The 17,436-nt window shown below is 45.0% G+C and carries 14 protein-coding genes; 8 read left to right on the top strand and 6 right to left on the bottom strand.

Annotated elements, in window-relative coordinates; translation table 11 throughout:
• Nucleotides 1-90 precede the first annotated feature (90 nt).
• From HF312_20225 to HF312_20215, 3 genes are all read right to left on the bottom strand, one after another.
• A complete protein-coding gene (locus HF312_20225) occupies nt 91-1,743 on the bottom strand; it encodes an IS1182 family transposase (protein ID MCU7522551.1) in 1,653 nt (550 codons plus the stop codon).
• Nucleotides 1,744-1,953: 210 nt separating this feature from the next.
• On the bottom strand, nt 1,954-2,472 hold the full coding sequence (locus HF312_20220) for a hypothetical protein (protein ID MCU7522550.1): 519 nt from the start codon (nt 2,470-2,472) through the stop codon (nt 1,954-1,956).
• Between the two features lie 158 nt (nt 2,473-2,630).
• Nucleotides 2,631-3,524: a DUF4835 family protein gene (locus HF312_20215; protein ID MCU7522549.1), complete on the bottom strand. Its 894-nt coding sequence runs from the start codon at nt 3,522-3,524 to the stop codon at nt 2,631-2,633.
• An 82-nt stretch (nt 3,525-3,606) separates the two neighbouring features.
• On the opposite strand from HF312_20215, the gene HF312_20210 reads away from it, so the two are divergent.
• Both HF312_20210 and HF312_20205 read left to right on the top strand, forming a co-directional pair.
• Nucleotides 3,607-4,422 (top strand): hypothetical protein, encoded by an 816-nt coding sequence (locus HF312_20210; GenBank protein MCU7522548.1) that lies wholly within the window; start codon nt 3,607-3,609, stop codon nt 4,420-4,422.
• 101 nt (nt 4,423-4,523) lie between these two features.
• Entirely contained in the window at nt 4,524-6,464 is a 1,941-nt protein-coding gene (locus tag HF312_20205) for a helix-hairpin-helix domain-containing protein (GenBank protein ID MCU7522547.1), read from the top strand.
• Between the two features lie 42 nt (nt 6,465-6,506).
• On the opposite strand, the gene HF312_20200 is transcribed toward HF312_20205, so the two are convergent.
• Complete coding sequence (locus HF312_20200) at nt 6,507-7,232, bottom strand: hypothetical protein (protein MCU7522546.1); 726 nt, start codon at nt 7,230-7,232, stop codon at nt 6,507-6,509.
• A gap of 249 nt (nt 7,233-7,481) precedes the next feature.
• On the bottom strand, nt 7,482-8,183 hold the full coding sequence (locus HF312_20195; protein ID MCU7522545.1) for a hypothetical protein: 702 nt from the start codon (nt 8,181-8,183) through the stop codon (nt 7,482-7,484).
• Between the two features lie 253 nt (nt 8,184-8,436).
• Here HF312_20195 and HF312_20190 point away from each other — a divergent pair, with 253 nt between their 5' ends.
• From HF312_20190 to HF312_20165, 6 genes are all read left to right on the top strand, one after another.
• Nucleotides 8,437-9,612 (top strand): isocitrate/isopropylmalate dehydrogenase family protein, encoded by a 1,176-nt coding sequence (locus tag HF312_20190; GenBank protein MCU7522544.1) that lies wholly within the window; start codon nt 8,437-8,439, stop codon nt 9,610-9,612.
• A gap of 7 nt (nt 9,613-9,619) precedes the next feature.
• Nucleotides 9,620-10,153 (top strand): HDIG domain-containing protein, encoded by a 534-nt coding sequence (locus HF312_20185; protein MCU7522543.1) that lies wholly within the window; start codon nt 9,620-9,622, stop codon nt 10,151-10,153.
• Between the two features lie 93 nt (nt 10,154-10,246).
• Complete coding sequence (lysF, locus tag HF312_20180; GenBank protein ID MCU7522542.1) at nt 10,247-12,208, top strand: homoaconitase; 1,962 nt, start codon at nt 10,247-10,249, stop codon at nt 12,206-12,208.
• 73 nt (nt 12,209-12,281) lie between these two features.
• Nucleotides 12,282-13,649 (top strand): MmgE/PrpD family protein, encoded by a 1,368-nt coding sequence (locus tag HF312_20175; protein ID MCU7522541.1) that lies wholly within the window; start codon nt 12,282-12,284, stop codon nt 13,647-13,649.
• Nucleotides 13,650-13,729: 80 nt separating this feature from the next.
• Nucleotides 13,730-14,947: an HpcH/HpaI aldolase/citrate lyase family protein gene (locus tag HF312_20170; GenBank protein MCU7522540.1), complete on the top strand. Its 1,218-nt coding sequence runs from the start codon at nt 13,730-13,732 to the stop codon at nt 14,945-14,947.
• Nucleotides 14,948-14,949: 2 nt separating this feature from the next.
• Complete coding sequence (locus tag HF312_20165; protein MCU7522539.1) at nt 14,950-16,506, top strand: citrate lyase subunit alpha; 1,557 nt, start codon at nt 14,950-14,952, stop codon at nt 16,504-16,506.
• A gap of 87 nt (nt 16,507-16,593) precedes the next feature.
• Here HF312_20165 and HF312_20160 read toward each other — a convergent pair whose 3' ends face one another.
• Complete coding sequence (locus HF312_20160; protein ID MCU7522538.1) at nt 16,594-17,112, bottom strand: hypothetical protein; 519 nt, start codon at nt 17,110-17,112, stop codon at nt 16,594-16,596.
• Nucleotides 17,113-17,436 lie beyond the last annotated feature (324 nt).

Below are 17,436 nucleotides of genomic sequence, written 5' to 3'. Positions count from 1 at the left end.
TTATCTTCTTATTAAAACAGGTTCAACTCACTTTTAAACATAACTTCTCGGGCTATCAGCCGCGCAGGCTGTTGCATAGAGCTTCTTAATTTAGCAAAAAGCCTGCGCATAAAAAGGTTCATTATAAATTATATGATAATCTGAAGAAATCCTTCCCTGATTGCTGAGCCGCTCTCTCAGATCATCTAAAAGAGCTTTAAGGGTGAATAAAATGATAAAAATTGTTGAAGAAAGGCCCTTAAAGCTCCCATGGAGCCTGAAGAGCTTGTTTATGTTTACGGCCATGCAGATAAAGGCGAACTCCCGTGCGGCATTCCTAAGGCCTTTTCTTCTAAAGCGCCTGAAGCCAAGTGTCTCCTTTATGTAGCCGAATACAGGCTCAACCGTAGTCTGCCTTTTCATCATTATTTCTTCGGCCTCAGGGCTCATCATCTTAAGCCTCATTGCCTCAGCCAAGTATTCCCTTATGTCTCCTTCAATTTCCTTTCCCTTCTTTTTTGAGTTCTCTCCCAGGCACTGGCTGAAAAGAGGACATCCTTGGCAGTCTTTCCTGCCGTATTTCTTCCTTTTAGATGAACTACTTTTTTCTGAACTGACCTTTTCTGACTTACTCCCGGATGAAAAAAGCTTTTCTCCGGCAGGGCAGGTGTAGGAGTCTGAGTCTTTGTCATAAATGAAGTCTATGTGGTAGAGCTTCCTCTTTGACCGAATGAGCTCCGGAAGAGCCTCACGCTTCAGGTTCTTAAGCATAGGATCACGTACGTATGCATTGACTTCATTGATACTCATATATTCCAGCTGGTCAAAGGTGTTGTATCCACTGTCAGCACCATAGACTCTATTCTTATTACTTCCAAGCGTCTCTTCCGTCATCTCGTGCATTAAAGAGAACTGCCTCTGGTCGTTCCTGTCCTGGGTGAGGCTGCAGGAAACTATAAACTGTGTCTTTGAATCGACAGTTATCTGAGCGTTATAGCCTGGATGATACCCCTGTCCTAAGGAATGGTCCATCATCATGGCATCATGCTCCTGGAGGTTGATCTGGTGATTCTCCCGGTCCTTTGGCCTCAGGCTCTCTTTTCTTTTTACAAGCTCGTCTTTACCTGCCACCAGGAGCTTTTCAGTCTTCTCAAGCCTCTCAAGCTTTTTCTTCAGTTTCTGAAGATCTTCTTTCTCCGCATACTCTTTGTTAGGAACTTCTTCTTTTTCCATAAGGCTCAGCTTTGCCTTATATTCCTCTATATCCTTCTTTACAGCCTCCATGTAGCGGTTGATCTTCCTTTCTCTCATGGACTGCTTCCTGCTTGATTTGGCCTTCATCTTTGTCCCGTCAATCATCACTTCCTTGAAGTCGCTGATATGCATCTTTTTCCCAAGCTCCACTATCTGGGTGAAGTACTTCGGCCACAAGTCCCCGTTCCTTTGCATGAAGCGGCATAGCGTCGTGTGGTCAGGCCTCAGGTTAGCCGATATGTAGATGAAGTCCAGGTGCTTATGGCAGAGCTTCTCTATCTCCCGGCTTGAAGAAATGCCTTCACTGTAGGCCAGAAACCAGATCGCAAGCATTATCTTCGGGTCATAACTCGCGGCTCCCTGTCCCTTGTAGTTAGAGTAAAGATCCTTCAAATCAAGCTTATCTATGAGTCTTACAATGTATCGGCACTTGGAATCTTCCTCCACGAAATCATCTATGCTGAATCCGATTATATCCCTCTGAACGCGTTCTGCTGTTATGAATCCCATTTACCTTTCTGCTGTTGTTCTTTTCTGTCCCTTATATTTAAAGACCAGAGATTTTGTTCCCGGAATTTGCAACAGCCTGCGCGGCTGATCATCCGAAGGATGACTTAGTGATTGCGTTATTTTGAATGCTCACATTTCATCATATTTTGAGCTATTTTTCAAGACTGTGCCACCCCCACTACGATACTCAAAAATGTTAGGACCAAATAATTAAAGAGATGAATATATAATCTTATGTAAAGGTGCTTTTCTTTCAGATAAACTTAGACTTAACTGAATTTTTGATTTTTCGGAATTCCAGCTAAGATCTGACTGCAGTCCACGGCCTATTCTATGCATTATTATATTCTTTTTACCTGTATCACTGCTTTGTGCATATTGCCTTAACCAAGGCGCCAGGTCATGATCCGGCTTGCCATATTTCTCTGTTAAGTGAGAAATCATTTTCATGTGATCGTCAATATTCCGGAAGTAATCCTGTCCTTGTACAGATATAAATCTTACCACTATCCTGTTCAATCCCGAATCTGAAAATATATACTGTATTGAGGCCGGTTTACCTTCTATAATTCCGGAATAGATTAACAACCCTTTTGCTTCGCGCGTCAGTTTAGCTGTTTCAGTTCTCTTGATATCTTTAAGAGAAGCGCCCCATTTTGCATTTCTGAAATCCTGGGCATTAATTAAAACTGAAGAAAAAAGAATGAATATTAACAGAATCTTTTTCATTTAGGATCCCAATTTTATTTAATATTTTATAAAATTATCCTCTTCTCCAACCTGATACAAATTCAGATATATTTCTGTTCCTAAAATGACTTTGGGCCTTCAGGTAAAAAAAAGCCGGGTCACAGGGTGATCCGGCTTTGTTGTTTGGTTACTTAATTTTATTGGCGCTCAAGGGCTTCGTCGTATTTTGAGATGTGGGCCGGGTCGATCTTCTTCAGCGTGGCAAAAATGGTTTTGTCGGGATAGTCGCTCATATAGTTTACAATTTCGGCTGACTTGGTATCAAAGAATACCTTCATCAGAATGCCCCTTATATCCTGCTTCGTCCTTAGGACGTCCAGGTCTTTAATGAGCTTTGCAATGTTATCCTGTGCCTTCTGCTTATCCTGCGGGCCGAGTGCAAAAATGTCGAGTCCGTTATAGTGATAGTTAAAATAATCTTCCCTGAATGTTCTGTACTTCTCGTTTATCAGGTCTTCAATGAGGCCCCTGCGGTTATAAGGAGTTGTACTTTTCTCCCAGCCCGCCGGCTGTGTGCTGTTTGCCCCGAGGAGCGTAATGTTATAAGCCTGTGAAAATAGCTGTGAGCCGCCAAGCATATTATATGAATCGGCATCGAGGCCTATAATTATATAGGCGTAAAAGTTGAGAAAGCTTGTAAGCGGGTCAAAAACTGACTGGTTATAGTACATTGACTGGCCGCGCTCATAGACAAAATTCCATTGGTTATCGAGCACATTGATCATTAAAGACGCCCTGTTGCTCTTGTAAATGGGTCTTAAGCTGGTAATGCTCACCTGGGCGGAATAATGGGTTTCGTCGGTTGCATTATCTAAGAAGACATTAAAGGAGCACTTGATCCTGTCCCCTTCCCAGTTGTCGCCAGTAAAGCGGGTATTATTGAGATAATCCTGAATGTCCTGCCCAAAATTAGAAAGCAGGTCCTTATTGGTCGTTGGCAGTTTTTCAGTATTAACTTTAACCTGAACATCGAGTTCCTGTGAATACAGGCAAACAGGAAGTAAAAGGAGGAGCGCTAGTAGGTATTTCATTTTTCAACCAATAGTTTTTTTAACGTTTGACATAATATATAAATTTGAATATTATAATTCCATAGGCAATACTTACATTTCAATGCCACACTTCTTTTACATTTTCATCCTGATATTAGTTTCTGCCGGCGCTATTTACCCGCAGATGAACCCGGGCGCAAGGCAGATAGCTTTGGCAAATTCTGACGCTGCCATAGATGGAGATGTGTTTTCAGCCTTCAATAATCCGGCCTGCCTTCCTGGTGTTTTGGACAGTGAGCTGGGGGTTTTCTACTCCCCTTCGCCATTCGGCCTTAAGGAACTGGCAAATGCAGCCATGGCTTACACCGGACCTCTGCCGGCAGGAACAGTATCTTTTGGGATATCCACTTTCGGGTTTTCACTTTACAGGAAAAATAATTTTGTCATGGCTTATTCCATAAAAATCACTGATGTATCTGTAGGCTTAAGCCTTAACCTCCACAACCTTACAATCAGGAATTACGGATCGGATAATTCACTGGCCATCAGTCCCGGGATTTTAATTTCACTCATCCGGGAGCTCAACTGGGGCTTTTCCGTTCAGAACATCCTTAACGCCTCGCTCGGGAGTGAAAAGGGCCAGATCCCACGCGTTATATCCTCCGGCTTCAGCTACAGGCCATACAGGACAATTATGCTGAACGCGGCAGTGGAAAAAGTGACCGGAGATCCGATATCTATAAGAGCAGGTGTTGAATATGACATCATAAAATATCTATCTCTAAGAGCCGGAGTTTCCACGGAGCCCGACAGGTTCTCAGCCGGAATAGGAATAAATTACTCTTTCCTGAAATTTGATTACGCCGTGTTCACTCACCAGGACCTGGGTCTTACGCACCAGATTGGAGCGGTCCTGAGTCTTAGCGCTAAAGACTGACACCGGGGATATTCCCCGTATAAGAAGATTTTACACAGCCCATTGCCATGAGAATTCCTTTACTTATAATATCAGTTTTACTTCTTTTGAACGGCTTAGTTTTGCCGCAGAAAGATTCAGTCCGGTCTATCGGTTTAATCCCGTCCGGCTACGACCGGTTCTGGAATAACCTCATTGAAGAGAACATGACTGAGGTAAATGAGAGTGAAATTTCTGACGATCTGGAGAACCTTTCCCTTCACCCGGTGGACATAAATTCAGCCACGCTGGAAGACTTCTTAAGGGTTCCATTTCTTAATTATCAGGATGCAAAAGCGATTTTGGAGTACAGAAAAACCTCTGGAAAATTCTTTTCAACTAATGAATTAAGGCAGGTAAAAGCACTATCTAACGTACTTATTTGTAATATCTTACCTTATGTTACTGCAAAAACTTACGAGATGATTCCGGCAAGTGCCTTTACTTTAAGAGCAGAACCCGACGTCAGCCCTATCCCGGAAGTCGATTTACGCCTCAGAATGCTCAGTAACTCCTTATATAATAAAGATGTTACGGCCGGGACTTACAGCGGCACTCCATTTAAGCTCTATAACCGCCTTAAAGTTAACAGCAAAGACCGGTATCAGCTGGCTTTCATTCTGGAGAAGGATGCAGGTGAAACCCCGCTTTCTGACTTCAGTTCATTCCACCTTTTACTCAATTTTCTTAAGCCGTTTGAGGGGGTCCTTATAGGCGACTACACCCTGGAGTTCGGGCAGGGTCTTGCACTCTGGAGCCCTTACGGGTACTTAAGAGATGGGGATGCAGTGAGCTCACTTCAGAGGCAGAATAAGGGCATAAAGCCATACCTCAGTACTGATGAAAACAGTTTCTTAAGAGGCGGTGCTTTATCCTTTTCTTTAAAGGGTTTAAGGCTTTCCGCCTTCTATTCCAATAACGCCAGGGATGCAAATCTCGATACTGCTTCGGGTAAGGTTACATCTTTTTATACTTCAGGCTATCACAGGAATTTAAGGGAGAGCATGAAAAAGGATAAAGTAAAGGAAGTTCTTTTCGGGGCTTACGCTGATTACCAACTAGATGAAATTCTGAAGGCCGGTATACTTTACTACCATTCGGAGTTCAGCCGTTCATTTTTGGAATCCTCACCATCAGGACTTTCAGGCAGCAGGTTTGACATATTTTCCCTTTCATATAAACTGTTTTTGGAAAAGGTCATGATTTCCGGAGAGGCGGCAAATGCCGGCAGAAAGACGGCCTTTAACAGCTCTATGGAACTCATTATTACTAAAGAGATAAACGCGCTAATTTCCTTCAGGCATTACCCCCGGGGCTTCCCTTCCCTGCATTCATCCCTCTCAGGCGGTAGTTCCGGAGGCTTCAGGCAGGAAGCAGGGATCTACTGCGGAATGAATTTTAAGACACCCCTTGGCACTTTCGGCATCTTCTACGACCAGTTTAAGAAAGAAAAACAAAGCTACAGCCTGCCTGCAAACGGGAATAAGTTCGGCATGAGCTTTAGCTTTTCGACGGCAAAGAATCTGAAGATGAACTTCAGGTACCGGAATGGTGATGAAGAAATATGCGACCTCCGTGATCCTTTTGCAGGAACCGTTACAAGACAGAGCCGGACCTTCAGGGCTGATTTACGCATGGACTTTACATCTTCATTATTCATAAAGCTGCACGGCAGCCTGAACAGGTATATGGATACAAAGGAGGATAAAAAAGAAAAAGGTTTTCTGCTTTACGAGGAGACGGCAGTCTCCAGGAGCATGTTTTCCCTTTCGGCAAGGATATCTTATTTCAGGACAGAGTCCTACTACTCAAGGATTTTCCAGGTGGAATACGACACCCCGGGAAGCCTTGCAAACTCTTTTCTTTATGGACAAGGGGTGAGGTGGTTTATAAATCTGCGGGGCAGGATATTTCAGGGTGTTTCGGTATCAATGAAATATTCTGAGACCTACAGGTCTGAAAGCTTACAAATGCCTGAGGAGGAAAATAACTCTCTGAGTCTGCAATTAGACGTCAAACTGTAGGGGCAGGCGGCGCCTGCCCTGAAAAGGACTATTAACCGGTAATTACGACCAGGTGCCCTGGTGGCGGATATTGCCTGAGGCGTCGTATGTCCACCACTCTCCGGAACCGTTTGCAAGCCAGGAAGCCTTAAAAGCAAGATTGCCGGTAAAATACACAAGCACCTGTCCCGATTTATCTGTGTTTTCAGAAGCTTCAATTCTTGTACGGAGGCTGCCGTCGGCGTTATATTCTCTGATAGTTGCAGAAATTGAGCCGTCGTCATTTTTCTGCCATTTGTAGTCTCCGGTAAGAAGATTTGTATTCTGCCTGAAGAGTTTCCATGTTCCCATCTTCCCGTCTGAGCTTGAAGTGCCTTCAAGGGCGAGCCAGTTATTATAGGTCACGCTGTCGCTTGTGCCGTTTAGAGTTAATTTCCAGGCGTAGGATCCGTCCGGAAGCCTGTTTGTAATCAGTGTTGCAGAAATTGAGCCGTTGAAGAATTTTCTGACCCAGCCGGTATCGGAATAAACGGCCTGAACATCCTGGAACATATTTGAATAGTATGAAAGTGTGCCAAGGCTCTGGAAGTAGCTTTTTGCCAGTAAAAGGACCGGATCGTTTGAAGTTGAGCCCGGGCCCTTGATACCTATCTGGGGCACTGCCGGGGGCGGACCAGGGTTAGTAGCGACTGCCGGAGCGGCGGGGTTATCATCTTTTTTGGAGCAGCCGGAGGCAAGAAAAGCCGTGATCAAAAAAAACAGGATTAAAAAGTTATACCACCTTTTCATATGAACGTCTCCCTTCTAATTATTTTAACCTGACCAATATTTACAATTTCGGGACTTTGAAAAACGCGTCAGATATAGTCATGCAACCCTCTTGCGTTATAATATGATATAAAATCTTTTTTCTCTTATCAAAGCCATTTTAGAAGGATCTTTTGAATTACCCGGACTAGGAGGTGCAGGGGAGAAAATAAAAAGCTCCTTCCTATTGTAGAAAGGAGCCATAAAATCTGAAGTGATAAAAACGAATTCTTACTGCCAGTTGCCCTGGGTTTTCTGTACGCCGTTCTCATAACCCCACCACTGGCCAGTACCGTTGGCAATCCAGGTTGATTTGAACATCAATTCTCCGCTGTTATAAACAAGCAGACTGCCTGAATTGTCAGGATTGTTTGTAATTTCGATCTTCCCGGTTACAACACTGTTCTCATAGCCTTTGAACGTTCCTGAAAGGACTCCGGTGCTGCTGGTAGACCAGGTATAGTCGGCAGTCAGAACGTTTGTATTATCTTCAAAAGCCTTCCAGCTTCCGCTTTTACCATCTGAACTTGTAGTGCCCTCAAGAGCTTTCCAGTTACTGTATGTGCTACCCTCGTAAGTACCGTTTAGCATCAGCACCCAGGTATAACTTCCGTCTGAATTCCTTGTTCCGGCAAAACTTTCTGTAAAACCGGCAACAGGTGATAACTCCCATCTCCACTGACCGTCTTTACTTGTAGGATTAGCAGAAGAAAAAGCCGAAAGCATCATTGGGTAGGCATTCATCGATTCCACGGAAGATTTTGTATAAATAGCCCACTGGTCGGTTGAATTGGTGTTTGGTCCTTTAAAGGATACGCTTGGAATTCCAGGCGGTTCATCTTTTGGTGCGGCCGGATTATCGTCCTTTTTTGAACATGAAGTAACTGCAAGCGACAAAAGCAGCACGATGACTAAAGAGTTGAACTTTTTCATTGGATCTCCCCAGGTTAATGATAAATTTATTGAGATTAAGGAAAATTCCGTTTATAACGATTTAAGGGATAGTTAAAGGTTAAAATATTTAATTTTTATTAAAAATCAAACAAATAAAAAATCAGAGTCCGGGACCTATCTCTCCACATTTATGCTGCATTTTTTCTTATCTGCCATTTCGCTTGCTAACATAGAAGGAATTCTATAATTTAGATGTCGACAATTCAACCATTCACAAATAAGGACTTACTTTATGCGCACAATCGTAGCAATGCCGGGTGACGGTATAGGTAAAACAGTTCTTCCTGAAGCAGTCAGAGTTCTGAATGCAATTGGTTTTGAAGCAAACTATGTCCATGGTGATATTGGATGGGATTTCTGGAAAAAAGAAGGAAATGCATTACCTCAAAGAACGATAGATCTTCTTTCTGAGCATAAAATTGGTCTTTTTGGCGCCATTACAAGCAAGCCCAAAGATGCCGCTGCTAAGGAACTGGATCCATCGCTCCAGGGGAAAGGTTACGTTTATTTCAGCCCGATCGTAGGCTTAAGACAACATTTCAACCTTGATATCTGCATACGTCCCTGCCTTTCCTTTAAGGGTAACCCTTTGAATTTCATAAGAAGAAGCCAAACGGGCTTTGAAGAGCCGATGGTAAATGCCGTTATATTCAGGCAGAACACCGAAGGGCTTTATGCGGGAGTTGAATGGACGAATCCGCCGAAGCAGGTGCGTGATGCGCTTGAAACGCACCCCAAAATGAAGTTCTTCAAGGATACGCCGAGCGAGGATCTGGCGGTCTCAACACGCATTGTAACAAGAAGGGCATCAAGAAGGATACTTACGGCAGCCTTCGAGTACGCAAAGAAGTATGGCTACAAGAATCTAACGCTCTGCGAAAAGCCTAACGTTTTAAGAGAAACCTCGGGCATGATGTTCAAGGAAGCAAGGGAAATTGCAAAGAACTATCCCGGAATTGAGCTCTGGGATACAAACATAGATGCACAGATGATGTGGCTTACAAAGAACCCTGAGTCATACGGCGTAATTGTAGCCGAAAACATGTTCGGTGACATAATTAGTGACGGCTTTGCAGGCCTGGTAGGCGGCCTTGGTTTTGCGTGCAGCGCAAACATCGGTGAAGAAGTTGCGGTTTTCGAGCCCACGCACGGCTCGGCTCCAAAGTACCAGGAATTAAACCCCTCGATTGTAAACCCGATCGCAATGGTTTTAAGCGCATGCATGATGCTTGACCACATAGGCGAAAGCGAAAAGGCCGAAAAGATCCGCCGCGCGATAGCACAGGTAATTGAAGAAGGATGCGTCAAGACATACGACATGATGAAGCTTAAAGGCGGGCCCGACGTATTTAAGCAGGGCGCCTGTACGACGCAGGAAATGACAGATGCCATAATTGCAAAACTGTGAGGTTGTAATGCGCGACAAAGTACTTAAGATATGGCCCGAGATCCAATGGATAGAAAATGAGGATCTCAGGAACAAGGTAACCGACTGCTGGGTTTACGCCATTGAACACAGCGTCCTTTCGGCCGAGGACCTTGAAAAGATCCCATTTTCACTTCTCTTAAAGGACTGCAGGATCACATTCATGACGCATAAGCGCACGTGCGTGAAACTGGCAGTTGATATGGCAAAAACAATGAAGGAAAACTTCGGAAGCGAAATTAAGATAGACATGGACACACTGGTTGCAGGAGCTATTTTAATTGACGTGGGTAAGCTTCTTGAATATGAAATAAAAGACGGCAGGCTTACGACGAGCGCTGCCGGGAAAATGCTCAGGCATCCTTTCAGCGGCATCGGCATTGCGGACCGTTTCGGCATACCGCCTGAAGTTCAGCACATAATTGCCACGCACTCAAAGGAAGGTGACCTGGGGATGAGGACTGTTGAATCTATAATAGTCCATCATGCAGACTTTGTAAGTTTCGATCCGTTCAAGGCTTAATTTTAGGGCAGGGGCTCTCTCCCCTGCCAAAATATACTGTAGTAGTTTTTATTTCTAAGGCACGTTAATGAACTCATTTCAGGAGGTTTTAAGATGTCTCAGACACTAATAGAAAAAATTGCACAGAGATTTGCCGTAGGACTTCCGGAGGGCCACGAGGTTCACGCCGGAGATTACATTTCGATAAGACCAGCATATGTTATGACGCACGACAATACGGGCGCCGTAATTCCAAAATTCAAAAGCATAGGGGCAGTAAAGCTCCATAATCCGCACCAGGTTGTAAACACGCTTGACCACAACGTACAGGACAAAAGTGAAAAGAACCTGGAAAAGTATAAGAAGATAGAAACCTTCTCAAAAGGAATGGGAGCGGACTTTTATCCCGCGGGCCGCGGCATAGGCCACCAGATAATGTGCGAGGAGGGATATGCATTCCCGGGCACTATGGTCGTTGCCTCAGACAGCCATTCAAATATGTACGGGGGACTTGGATGCCTGGGCACTCCGATAGTAAGAACAGACGCCGCGGCAATCTGGGCTACAGGCAGAACGTGGTGGCAGGTGCCGCCTGTTGCCAGGGTGGAACTGAAAGGAAAACTTCAGCCGGGCGTAACGGGTAAAGACGTTATAATTGCCCTGTGCGGATTTTTTAATCACGATGAAGTCCTTAATCACGCAATTGAATTTACGGGTGAAGGGGTAAAATACCTTTCAGTGGATGAAAGGCTTTCAATAGCAAATATGACAACCGAGTGGGGAGCACTGGCCGGCGTATTCCCGATTGATGAAGTTACAATAAACTGGATAAAAGGCCGTGAAAAATATTTGTCGGAAAGAGGGCCTTCCGGGGTCAACTCGGATTCAAACGGTATGAACCCAAGGATAAACGGAAACAGGATTGCTTCTCTTGAAGAAGAATGCATGAAGGCCGATGGGGGCGCATTCTACGCAAAGGAAATTGAGATTGATATTACTTCAGTTGAGCCTTACGTTTCAGGACCCAATACGGTAAAGATAATGACGCCGGTTTCCGAAATAAAGAATAAGGAAGTAAAGATCAACAAGGCGTATCTTGTCTCCTGCGTCAACAGCCGCGTAGATGACCTTGCGGAGGCGGCAAAAATAGTAAGGGGAAAGAAGGTAGCTGAAGGCGTAAAGTTCTACATTGCGGCAGCCTCAAGCGAGGTTCAGGCCGAAAGCCAAAGGCGCGGCGACTGGCAGACTCTTCTTGAAGCCGGCGCAATTGCGCTTCCCCCGGGATGCGGGCCCTGCATTGGTCTTGGAACAGGGCTTCTGGAAGACGGCGAAGTGGGCATTTCCGCCACAAACAGGAACTTCAAGGGAAGGATGGGGTCTCCAAACGCTCAGGCATACCTGGCATCCCCTGCCGTTGTTGCCTCAAGCGCCATTTCAGGCAGGATCACCTACGACTGGGCAGGAAACAGTTCAAAGCTCACGGGATCAATTAAGGAAGCAGAGAATGCGGCTTCTTCGGATAGTGAAGTCAGTATAATTGAAGGCTTCCCCGAAAAAATTACCGGAGAACTCATCTTCTGCTATCAGGATAATATGAATACAGACGGAATCTATCCCGGCAAGTACACATATAATGACGACATGACGCCTGAAGAGCAGGCACAGGTTGTAATGGAAAATTACGACCCGGAATTCGGGAAAATTGTAAATAAAGGGGACATACTTGCAGGCGGCTTCAACTTCGGAACCGGAAGCTCAAGGGAGCAGGCGGCTACAGCTTTGAAGTACAGGGGTATACAGCTTGTTGTTGCCGGATCATTTAACGAGACCTATAAGAGGAATGCGCTTAATAACGGGTTCCTGCTTATAGAAGCCCCAGAACTGATAAAGGATCTTAAAAGCCAGTTCGGGCAGGACAGGCTTACTGTTAAAACCGCAATTGTGGCTGAGATTGATTTCAGGCGCTCGGTTTTGACTGCTGAAGGAAAACAGTACAGGATCAGCCCCGTTGGAGCGGCCGCGCAGGAGCTCATAGTCTTTGGCGGGCTTGAAAACTGGGTTAAGAATAATTTGTAAGAATAATAAACCCTTAAAAAGGTGCCGGAGGCTCCCGGCACCTTTCAGTATAAAAATTTTAATCAGAGGTATTATGGAAAAGTCATTTTCTCGTCAGATTGCTGAATTTGCCGTCAATCTTAAATTTGAAGACCTTCCCGGGGAAGTTGTCAACGAAGTTAAAAGATATCTCTATGACTCCATGGGCTGCGCCTACGGGGGTTACCACACAAAAGACGTTAACATACTAAGGGATATTTATAAGGAAATGGGAGGAAGTGAGCAGGCAACTCTAATAGGTTTCGGCGACAGGGTGCCTGCAGTCAATGCAGCTCTTATAAATTCGCTTATGATACGTGCTCTGGATTTTAACGATATATACTGGAAGGAAGACCCTTCACACCCTTCAGACCTTATACCTGCGGCTCTTTCAGCTGCGGAACTGTGCAATGCATCAATGAAGGATGTAATTACGGCAATTGTCCTGGCCTATGAATTTGAAGAGCGCTTCTGCGAGTTTGCTGTTCCCGGAGTGCGTGAACGCAAGTGGCACCATGCAACTTTAACTCAGTTTGTCTCCCCCATTGCCGCGGGCAAGGTTCTGGGCCTTACGGTTGACCAGATGGTTAATGCCATAGGCATAAACGGATGCCACAACCACACTATAGGGTGCCCAACAGCCGGAAAGCTTACGATGATGAAAAACACAGTGGATCCGATGGCGGTGCAGGCTGGTGTATTTGCAGCCCTTATGGCACAAAAAGGCTACACCGGAACAGAAGCCGTTTTTGAAGGCAAAGAAGGATTGATGGATGTATTCGGGCCCAAATGGGATACAGACAAGCTCCTCTGCAACTTAGGCCAGAATTTCAAGATAATGGAATGCGGCATGAAGGCGTTCCCCACTGAAGCCCTTACGCATACGCACATAACTTGCACGCTTAAGGCTGTGACAAAAAACAATATCAGCTACAAGGATATAGATTCAGTTACAGTTACAACCATTGCAAGGGCATGCGACATTTTGTTCGATCCGCATAAATACCGTCCTGAATCGAGGGAAACCGCGGACCACTCGCTTCCCTACTGCATTGCTGCGACATTGGTTGACCACAAAATTACAACAAATTCATTCTCGGAAGAGAAGCTGAAAGATCCTGCAATATGGGAAGTAATTGACAAGATCAAGGGTGAAGCCTCCCTTGAATTTGAGAAGATGTTCCCGGCCAAGCAGCCCTCCCGTGTTAAAATCAGGACAAAGGACGGGCGTGAGTTTACAGAATACCTGGAATACCCCAAAGGCGACCCGAGAGAGCCGATGACGATGGAAGACCTTGAAAATAAATTCAACGCACTTTCATCAAAACTCCTTTCAGCCGAAAGGCAGAAGGAAATAAAAGATATGATATTCACCTGCGAAGGCATGGCGGCCAAAGACTTTATGGCTCGCCTAAAAGTATAATCCGGACAAGGAAATTCCTGCGGGGCATTAAGTAATTAATGCCCTGATATAACTTTAATTAACTTCAGAAGAGAAAAATTATGGAACAATTAAAGAAAGCTTCTGCCGGAAAGCAGGGGGACAAGATCCGCTCCGACTGCTACTTTGAAATGGAGCTAAAGGCCTCCGGCGGAATTGATCTGGAAATTAAGAGCAAGGTGGAGACTATGTACGGAGACTCCATCAGGAAGCTCATTCTTGACATGTGTGAATATTTTGAAATCAAAGATGCACGCATACTTCTTGAGGACAGCGGAGCACTCCCCTTCGTGCTTGCAGCCAGGTTCGAGCTTGCAGTCAAAAGGCTTTTCCCTGAAAATAAAAAGCAGTACCTGCTTCCAATGAACAAGAGGAACCTGTACTCAACTGCAAAAGACCGCTTAAGAAGAAGCAGGCTTTATCTTCCGGGAAACGAGCCGAAGTTCTTCCCGAACGCCGGGCTTCATGAGCCGGACGGAGTGATACTTGACCTTGAGGATAGTGTCGCCCCCGTAGAAAAGGAAGCCGCACAGCTTTTAGTACGTAACGCCCTGAGAACAGTCGACTTCTACGGCGCCGAAAGGATGGTAAGAATAAACCAGCTCCCCTTGGGAAAAAGGGATCTTGAGTTCATTGTGCCTCAGAACGTAAATCTGATACTGATACCGAAGTGCGAAAGCGCAGAACAGGTCTACGACGTTGAAAACGAGGTACTGCGCCTGAAGAAAGAGTACAATATTACAAACGAAATTTATTACATGCCGATTATTGAAAGTGCGCTTGGTGTAATGAGGGCTTATGAGATAGCCTCGGCAAGCGAGAATGTATGTTCGCTTGCAATAGGGCTTGAGGATTATACGGCGGACCTGGGGACGCAAAGGACGGATGAAGGCAAAGAAAGCTTCTTTGCGCGTTCAATGCTGGTAAATGCGGCCAAGGCATCAGGCATACAGGCAATAGACACGGTATTTTCTGACGTAAGCGATATGGAAGGCCTGCGAAAAAGCGTGCTTGAGGCGAAGGCCCTGGGCTTTGAGGGCAAGGGATGCATACACCCCAGGCAGATCAAGGTCATCAACGAGGCCTTTGCGCCAAATGAAGCTGAAATTGAGAAGGCGAAGAAGATCGTTCTGGCCTTTGAGGAAGCTGAAAGAAATGGCATTGGCGTGGTTTCCTTGGGAAGCAAAATGATCGACGCGCCAGTTGTAAAAAGGGCGCGCAACACTATTCATCTCGCACTGTTAAACAAACTTATTCCAGAAGACTGGAGGATGAGCTGAAAATGAAACTACTTAAAAACGCTGCCGGAAGACTTGTTCCGGACGAAATAAACGGCGAAAAGCAAATTCCCTTCCAGGGAGTAAACAATTATAAGCCCGCAGGCTGCAAGGCAAAGCCGCAGGTAAAAAGCTGCATCGATTATCCTGAAGACGGCAATAAACTGGTCGGCAGCCTGAAGGAAGCCCTAATAAATTCAGGCATTAAAGACGGCATGACCATTTCAACGCATCACCATCTGCGAAATGGCGACGTACTGACAAACATGCTTTTTGACATAATTCATGATATTGGCCTTAAAGATATCCGCTGGTTCCCGAGCGCGTCTTTTCCCTGCCATGAGCACCTGATCCCATACCTTGAAGACGGCACCATCAGCCACATTGAAGGAAGCATGAACGGACCCTTGGGACGTTTTACAACGCAGGGAAAGATGAAAGGCGTGGGCGTTCTTAGATCCCACGGCGGGCGCTACCAGGCAATTCAGGACGGAGAGGTTCATATTGATATTGCTGTAATTGCAGCTCCCACGTCCGACCCCTTCGGCAACTCAAACGGCGTTAACGGCAAGTCGGCAAGCGGTCTGATAGGTTTTGCCCTCGGGGACTCGGAATACGCAGACCATGTAATTGTAGTTACAGACAACCTTGTTCCCTTCCCCTGTGTGCCGTGGCAGATACAGGGCAACAACGTGGATTATGTTGTTGAGATAGATTCCCTTGGGGATGCCTCAAAGATCGTCTCTGGCACAACAGAAGTAACCAAGAGTCCCGACAGGCTTTTAATTGCAGAATACGTGGCGCAGTTTATTGAAGAAGCGGGCATTATGAAAGACGGATTTTCCTTCCAGGCCGGGGCCGGAGGGACGAACCTGGCGTTTGTTTTATACCTTAAAGAAAGGATGAAGGCCAAGGGAGTAAAGGCCCGTTTTGTGCGCGGCGGAAGCACCAAGTACCTTGTGCAGCTGTTGGAAGAGGGCCTGACTGACTACATACTTGACGGGCAGACATTTGATCTTGAAGGGGTGCGCTCGATGAGGGAAAACCCGAATCACGTAAACACGAGCCCCTTTACAAGCTACAATTTCCACGGCAAGGGCAACTTTGCCTCGATTATTGACACTGCAGTCTTAGGTGCAACGGAAGTGGACGTGAACTTTAACGCAAACGTTGTAACGCATTCCGACGGATATCTGCTTCATGGTATTGGAGGCTGGCAGAACTGCCTTTACTCAAAGTGCACAATTCTTGCTATTCCATCCTTCCGCGACAGGATTCCCGTAATTCTGGATGAGGTAACGACGCTCTGCGGACCGGGTGAGCTCATTGACGTCATCATTACCGAGCGCGGCATTGCAATTAATCCTAAGAGGCAGGATCTCTTAAAGGCGGTTGAAGGTTCAAGCCTGCCTGTTAAACCGATTGAGAAGATACGCGACGAGGTTTTTGAGATCTGCGGCGGAGCACCGGCAAAGCCAAAGATCAATAAGGACAAAGTTGTAGCTGTAGTCAAGTGGGTTGACGGCACAGTGCTCGATTCAGTGTTCCAGGTTACAGAATAATCACATAATTGAGCATTCGATTGTATTAAAGTTAGAGCGGAAAATTTTCCGCTCTAATTCTTTTCCGGCAAAATTTATGAGGGTATATTAAAGAGCAGAGTATGTAAGGTTGTGCACAGGGAGAAAATTGGCGGATAATTTCAGACTCAGATGAATTAACGATGTACCGGATTTCCATGTCAGCTCTGAATCCATTCCACCAGCTATTTCATGAATTATGATGTCCTTTCGTTTTTCTGCGCTGCTGACAACATATTTTAATATCCATGGATTTATTCCCTCATCAGGATAGCCATACTTTTTTGTAAAAAGAACAATCAGTCTTATATGAGTATCTATATACCGGGAGTAGTCCTGCTCTTTATTAGTCTGAAATTTTACTCTTACACTTTTTAATCCCGAATCCGAAAAAAGATACCATATTGAGGCCAGTTTACCGTCGATATGACCTGAATAAATGAGTACCCCATCTTCTTCGCGAACCAATTTAGCATCTTCGGTTCTTTTTATTTCATCCACAGAAGCCCCCCATTTTGCATTCCGGAAATCCTGTGCATTGATCAGGGCCGATGAAAAGAAAATGAGCAAAAAGAGTATCTTTTTCATATCCGTTTTCCATTATACCAGGGATTCAGTTTTCTAAAGCGCAATATAATTTCATCCAAATTTATTTCCAAGAAAATGGATGGAGATAACGTTCAGTAATGAGAAGGATACCGGCTCTTTTAATTTTTAATTTGATGCAACAAGTCCTGAGATGTGGCATTTTGGGGATCTCATTTCCAGGTTACTGCAATCTAATGACAGTGAAGGTTTTTAAGAATTAATATATTGGAAATATTTGAACTCTTTTCTGTAGATTTAGGGATATAAATTTTTTATTAAAAGGTTCATATGAATTGGGAACGTTTACTTTCTAACAGACGCCTT

The sequence above is a fragment of the Ignavibacteria bacterium genome, assembly GCA_025612375.1.
Classification (GTDB): domain Bacteria; phylum Bacteroidota; class Ignavibacteria; order Ignavibacteriales; family SURF-24; genus JAAXKN01.
Note: the sequence above shows the minus strand (reverse complement) of the source record. Positions and strands in the feature narration are given on the sequence as shown.